This is a genomic window from Prevotella sp. MGM2 (genome assembly GCF_002933955.1).
GTDB lineage: Bacteria > Bacteroidota > Bacteroidia > Bacteroidales > Bacteroidaceae > Alloprevotella.
The window spans coordinates 1-6,027 of sequence record NZ_BEWW01000139.1 but is presented as its reverse complement, the minus strand read 5'-3'; the positions used below and the strand labels follow the sequence as shown (position 1 = coordinate 6,027).

Sequence of the window (6,027 nt, the reverse complement as noted above, 5' to 3'; positions counted from 1 at the left end):
CAAGGCTCAAAAAAGCTATCAGCATGTCGACCAAGCGCTTCACATTACGCTCAAAGCCGTTCATGCCGTCGGGGATAAAGGGAAGGTGATAAGGCATAACCAAATAAACTTTTATCTTATAAATATCACTTCAAAAAAGGCCTCCCGACAGAGCGAGAAAGAAGGCGCTGAAATCGGGAACACCCATTTTAACACTATTTGCTTTCAAAGAAAAAATATCGTATCTTTGTAACAGCCGAGCGGGGCTTTCCTAAGGAAAGTGCCGCTTTTTCTGTATATTATAAGTAAAAAAGAACTAATAAAGGCTCTATTTTTATCAGAAAATCCAAGTATTACAATTCAAAATCCAAGTATTCGCGTTAAAATTCCAATACTGACTTTTTCATCTCCGATACTTATAACCTATAGTTTAACACTTCAAAATGTAACGGAAAGTTAAATATGTTAAAACCAGAAAGACCATTACGCATCGGTATTCTGATCAGAACAACTTTTCAACTTCTCAGCCTGCGTCTGTAAAGCCGGGCGCGAAAGGAGGCGGGCATAACACGGGCAATAAAACGAATCGCGATGTTTTTCAGCATCTGACCGAAAGTAATATAGCGCATGCCATAAAAAAGAAACTGCAGACGCACCTCGACCAAAGCATAACCGAAACCGCCGCGACGCAAAAACATTTCACGGGAAGCACGGAAAGCCTGCAAAGCCTCAGGTATCGTGTAGAAACGGCAATTGCTCATCATCATCCTTACCCACAGATAATAATCCTCAAACAACGGATAATGCCTGTAGCCGCCGTTGTGCACCACCGCTTGCTTGCGGAACATCACCACCGGATGATTAACCGGATTGCGGCGCTTGCCGTACTCGTAGAGTGCCTCATTGCCTTCAGGTAAAGTTTTCACAGCATCCACCTCCTCCGGCAGCCGGCTGAATTCCTCCATCCAGGCAGAGCAGACATCCAAATCGGGCTGTCGCCGGAACTCCGCCAACTGTCGCTCAAAGCGGAAAGGTTTGGCGATATCATCCGTGTCCATCCGCGCCACCAATTCAAAGGAGCAGTGTTTCAGTCCCTCATTCAAAGCGCGCCCCAATCCCACATTCCGAGGTAACTTCACCACTTTCAACTGTTTATACCGTTTTTCGTACTCTTCCACCACTTCATCCAGTTCTGATGTGAGTGGTCCATCTTCTACCAGCACCACTTCAGAAGGCATCACCGTCTGTCGGAAAACACTCTCCAAAGATGCCCGTAAATAGTCTGGACGCTCTTTGCAATACACAGACATTAATACTGAAAAATCCTGCATAAACTTATAGCAAAACTATTAAATTCATCTCCTTTGACAAAATCAATCCCTTTTCAAAATTTCAGATGAACTACTAAATGGCGCTCTCGTTTCTCTACCGGAGGTACCTCCATATAATTTTCTCCATAATAACTCACTAAAAAACGATGAGTATCATTAGGCACAAAAGCATCCATTGAACAGAACTTCATCTTTCTTGCCGGAAAAAACACATCATAAGGTGACATGGCACCATTATATCTCCGCCGACCTGTGGGAATAGTCACCAAATTACATTCATTTCGTTCTGACTGACACAAACGATCTATGCAGTAACTTAACCACCGGTGAGAAAAAACAGACATGCTCCATCCTACAATCTTTCGTAACCGATAACGATAACGGCCATCCTTAGTAGCACACATAAACTGTCGATAACGTTCATTATCCACCTTATAAATTAAAAGAGAATTGCACAGAAACATCAGCACAGGCAGAAATAGACCTTTCAGCCAACGAACTGTTGTATTCTTACTGACATAATCAATAGGGAAAACATCCACAAAAATCCCTTTTGGGGAACTGTTTTTTAAATCGAGCAGTTCCTCACAAACAGTTCCCCTTTTGTACACTTTCAGAAACAGATTCTTTGTATCACGATATTTATCTGGAAAAGTTACTTCATACTTTTCTGCAAATTCACCTTTTACACACAGTTGTTTGAAGCGTTCATAATCATCCCTCAACATCATCAGGTCAAGATCGTCATCCCAAGGAATAAAACCTCCATGACGCACAGCGCCCAGCACATTTCCTCCTCCCAATATCGGAGTTATTCCATGCTCTTGACATAATGTATTGATGTCTTCATACATACCGAGCAATACCGCTTTCAATTGCTCGCACTCCTCCTCGGTCACTTCATGCAACAAGTTACTTTTAGCGACCAGTTCATTCATCATTATTTTATCGCTCTTCATAATCTTTTTCTCATAAAATCCATCTCACCCGATTTACAGATATTGCTTCATCATCCCATACTTCCCGCGCCAATCGAATATCTGCATAAGCCCACAATGAGGTACATAATTCCCCTCGATCATTTCAAATCCATTGGAAGTTATCGCCAAATCCCAAGCAACGAATCTAGCGTCCTTATTTTTAGCTATAGCTTGTAATATAAAAGCTTTAGCCTCTTCCCATCGGGGAATACTAAAGCCTAACATAATCATATCTGTAGAAGGATGCCGAGCATACTCATTCAACAAAATATCTTTACCATAACCACAAACTAAACCGGTATTCATATCTATAGGATAGACGACTCCCTTTGCATGAAAATTGTCACAAATACTATCACCGCCTCCTACTCTGAGAAGAGTAGCTAATATTTTAGGTTCACCACTTTGGGTAACTGTACTATAAACTCTTATAGTTTGACAAGAAGCAGGATTCAATGATTCTAAATCAGGATGATTTCTTACAACCTCTTCCAGTAAATACTGTTGCCCAGCAATTTCATCCAACAAAATATTCAGATTATCTTTATTCACATCAAACAAATGAATCCCTCTTCCACTAGACAAATCTACAGGCTTTACTACTATCCTCTTATATTTTAAAACAAAAGCCTCAATATCCTCAACTGAGGCTTTTCCAGTGAACAACCAATCTCTATGAACAAAATCCGAATAAACCTTATTGAACAATTCCTTGTGATTAAAAATATCTGCATATTTTTTCGGATTAAGAATACGGTCTAACTTCAACATTTTACGCCGGGTAATGATATCTCTTCGCCCAAGAGAAGACAAGGCGTACATTCTATTATGGAACCAGTCAGAAGGAGTAGCACCATACAAAACATAACATTTCAGCCACGAAAACCATAAGTTAAATGCAAAAGCCTCATAATCACGTTTAACAATATTTATATAACGTGCTTGTTTTTTTAATGTGGCTTTAATAAAATTAAAATTCATTTTTCTCTATTTTTTGTCTTAATAATGTAGATGAAATACCATCCGTGTGTTTCAGATACACGACACGACATCCCACCGTAGCAAACTCACGCTCATATTCATCCCAAGCCTGAGTGCCCTTCCAGTCAGAACCAACAAACACAATATCGGCATTCTCACGCTCAACAGCTGCCAATTTATCCATGTCTGATTGAAGAACAACCTTATCTACATATCTTACAGCAGATATAATTTGCATGCGCTGTTGTTCATTAATAATCGGATATTTATGCTTTCTTTGAAAACATAAATCGTCCGTTGTGACACCGACAACCAAGAAATCACACATCTCTTTAGCTCGTCGCAAAATGTTAAGATGACCGATATGAAACATATCATAACATCCAGTGGTATAACCAATAATAGGTTTTGTCGTTTTACTTTTCATATTGGATGGTTATCTATTTTACACTATTCCTATCAACTCTTGATATATTTTCAAATGTCTGTCTCTAAAACATTGAGGGGAATATTCTTTTTCAAAGTGCCTCTTTATATTCTGTCCTAACAGAACTTTATTCTCTATAGCCTTTTGAATAGCAGGAACTATGCTTTCCGGATTATCCAATTCAAACCTCACCACCTCTTCATCCGTCAATATCTCTTCAAAAATTGGAATATCAGAACAAACCACAGCTTTACCATAAGCTGCAGCCTCTAAAAGAGACAATGGAAACCCTTCACTATGACTAGGCATTACATAAACATCATAGAAAGGTAAATAACGGTATGCAGCAGGCCTACTCCCTAAAAACAGGACACGTTGCTCTAAGCCCAAAGATTTAACCAACCGCTCCCATTCTTTCCTTGAAACACCTTTACCTGCCATGCAAAATTTCACATTAGGAGGAAGAAAAGGTAAAGCTGAAATAACAAGATCCAACCCTTTATTTAAATTTAAATTGCAATTAGCTCCAAGAAGAATATCACCATCCTGTTTAAAAGCCTCTATTTCCTTCTTCTCTTCTTCTGTCAGAGAAGCGCTCATATCACATACACGTGTATTATAAGCATAGGTTAACTTTTTGAGAGGCAGATAGTTTTCATAATAGTTCTTGGCATGCTTACTCAAGACTAGAATCTTATTGTCCCGAAATGTAGCCCATAATATAATCCGCCCGGTTATCTTTGACACAAACGGACCATATTTATAAGCATGTTCTTGAAAAACAAAACTATGAATCGTTGTACAAACAGGCGTTTTACATCTCAGAGGTTTATGCAACATCGCATACAAATCCGGCCTAACCCCATGACAATGTATGATATCGAAATTATCAAAATCAAATGACGACATGAAAAATGACAATCGCTTTGTAGGACATGGAAAATCAAGTGCCATCTTATCCTTAAAATAAAAGACCTGACATTCATGTCCTTTTTCCATCAAAACTTTAACCAAATCTAAAGCAACTATGATAGGACCAGAATTAGCAAGTGATGTGAGAAGAAATGCAATTTTCATAAAAGAATAATATTTAATGACACAATATCACAGCTATCCCAATTTTAAGATGTAAAATAGGATTTTATTTTCTGCTGCGATAACAATCTGTCTCCCGTCATGATTGTCATAAGCAATACTAAAGACGTCAATCCTGACTCAAAAAATATTGTAGGTTCAAAGAAATAATAGACATGAACGCCCAGTAAAAAAGCCTTAGACTGCACATAATTTAAATTTCTGTAGAAGAAAATTAAAAACGTACAGTAAAATAAAAGATACATCATTCCATAAGAATACAATGTATTCAAATAGCCATTATGCAACCCCACCTCAAACTCATCACTTATAATGGAACCGACAAAAGACCGGCCACTTCCCCAATAAGTAATATCAAAGTTTTCAACGGCATAAAGAATCATGAAAGTACGTGAAGAAGAAGAAGCTCCTTTACCAAAAAGGTCCATATCAGAATTGATAAAACCTATTGTCATATAAACCGAACATGCAACAAGAATCAACAAAGTAAATGCAACAGCATATAAATCATAATTCTTCCTGACTATCTGCCTTAAAAATATGAGAGAAACAACAATCAGAACATAGAGTATAGAGTTTCTTGAAAAGCACGCAAGAACATAAAAAATAGAAAAAAACAACAAGATCAAATAAATTTTATTTTTACTTAAACGAATCAAATACCAAGAAGAAATAAAAAACAAGATACCTATTGTCGAATTTGTATTAGTGTTTTGAGTGAAACCCAGAAAACCTTTTTCTATATTCATACTTCGAATGGCCATAACCAACTCCTCAAAATTCCATATGAGATTAATTAGAGCATATATGACAATCGCAAAAAAAACTCTTGAAGTAATGAATTTATCATTATCCAAATTTATCATTAAAAAGGCTCCAGTGAAGTACATAAGCGAAGATATCACTGTATCATCCGTAAAAGAATTATGCAATACAAAATACCCTCCAAATAACAGTAAAAAGATGGTTTTAAAATAAGATGGTTTACCTATATAAGATAAAGAGCCTACAAGAACCATCATTCCCCAGTTTATAATCATCAACGGATGTGTTGGTGGAATCCTTAGCGATACCCCAACAAGGAGTATAGAAACAATTGCCGGGAAAAAAAATCTTGCTATCATCGAATCAGAGATTTAATGATCCCCCAAACTTTTCTTCCCATAATTTTCAACATTTTCTTTTTCATACGCTTATTCCAAGGTAACCAAGTTCCTGCATAATGATGAATTGA

At 37.5% G+C, this 6,027-nt stretch carries 6 protein-coding genes; all 6 read right to left on the bottom strand.

Going from position 1 to position 6,027, the window contains the following annotated elements:
* Positions 1-494: 494 nt before the first annotated feature.
* From C5S62_RS03205 to C5S62_RS03180, 6 genes are read right to left on the bottom strand one after another with little or no spacing between them, the layout of a single operon-like run.
* The gene (locus tag C5S62_RS03205; RefSeq protein ID WP_104404026.1) at positions 495-1,310 is read right to left on the bottom strand and encodes a glycosyltransferase; all 816 of its coding nucleotides are present in this window, start codon (positions 1,308-1,310) and stop codon (positions 495-497) included.
* Positions 1,311-1,363: 53 nt separating this feature from the next.
* A complete protein-coding gene (locus tag C5S62_RS03200) occupies positions 1,364-2,269 on the bottom strand; it encodes a phosphorylcholine transferase LicD (protein ID WP_104404025.1) in 906 nt (301 codons plus the stop codon).
* A 33-nt stretch (positions 2,270-2,302) separates the two neighbouring features.
* Entirely contained in the window at positions 2,303-3,271 is a 969-nt protein-coding gene (locus tag C5S62_RS03195; RefSeq protein WP_104404024.1) for a sugar-transfer associated ATP-grasp domain-containing protein, read from the bottom strand.
* Positions 3,261-3,698: an adenylyltransferase/cytidyltransferase family protein gene (locus tag C5S62_RS03190; protein WP_104404023.1), complete on the bottom strand. Its 438-nt coding sequence runs from the start codon at positions 3,696-3,698 to the stop codon at positions 3,261-3,263. The genes C5S62_RS03195 and C5S62_RS03190 overlap by 11 nt, the downstream gene beginning before the upstream one ends.
* Before the next feature lie 18 nt (positions 3,699-3,716).
* Positions 3,717-4,775, bottom strand: a complete 1,059-nt coding sequence (locus tag C5S62_RS03185) for a glycosyltransferase family 4 protein (protein WP_104404022.1) — start codon at positions 4,773-4,775, stop codon at positions 3,717-3,719.
* Positions 4,776-4,819: 44 nt separating this feature from the next.
* Positions 4,820-5,917 carry a hypothetical protein gene (locus C5S62_RS03180; protein ID WP_104404021.1) on the bottom strand — a complete coding sequence of 366 codons (1,098 nt, stop codon included), beginning with the start codon at positions 5,915-5,917 and terminating at the stop codon, positions 4,820-4,822.
* Positions 5,918-6,027: the final 110 nt, after the last annotated feature.

Coding starts and splice junctions, on each gene's coding strand:
- C5S62_RS03205 (WP_104404026.1), bottom strand. CDS start 1,310: ATGCAGGATTTTTCAGTATTAATGTCTGTGTATTGCAAAGAGCGTCCA.
- C5S62_RS03200 (WP_104404025.1), bottom strand. CDS start 2,269: ATGAAGAGCGATAAAATAATGATGAATGAACTGGTCGCTAAAAGTAAC.
- C5S62_RS03195 (WP_104404024.1), bottom strand. CDS start 3,271: ATGAATTTTAATTTTATTAAAGCCACATTAAAAAAACAAGCACGTTAT.
- C5S62_RS03190 (WP_104404023.1), bottom strand. CDS start 3,698: ATGAAAAGTAAAACGACAAAACCTATTATTGGTTATACCACTGGATGT.
- C5S62_RS03185 (WP_104404022.1), bottom strand. CDS start 4,775: ATGAAAATTGCATTTCTTCTCACATCACTTGCTAATTCTGGTCCTATC.
- C5S62_RS03180 (WP_104404021.1), bottom strand. CDS start 5,917: ATGATAGCAAGATTTTTTTTCCCGGCAATTGTTTCTATACTCCTTGTT.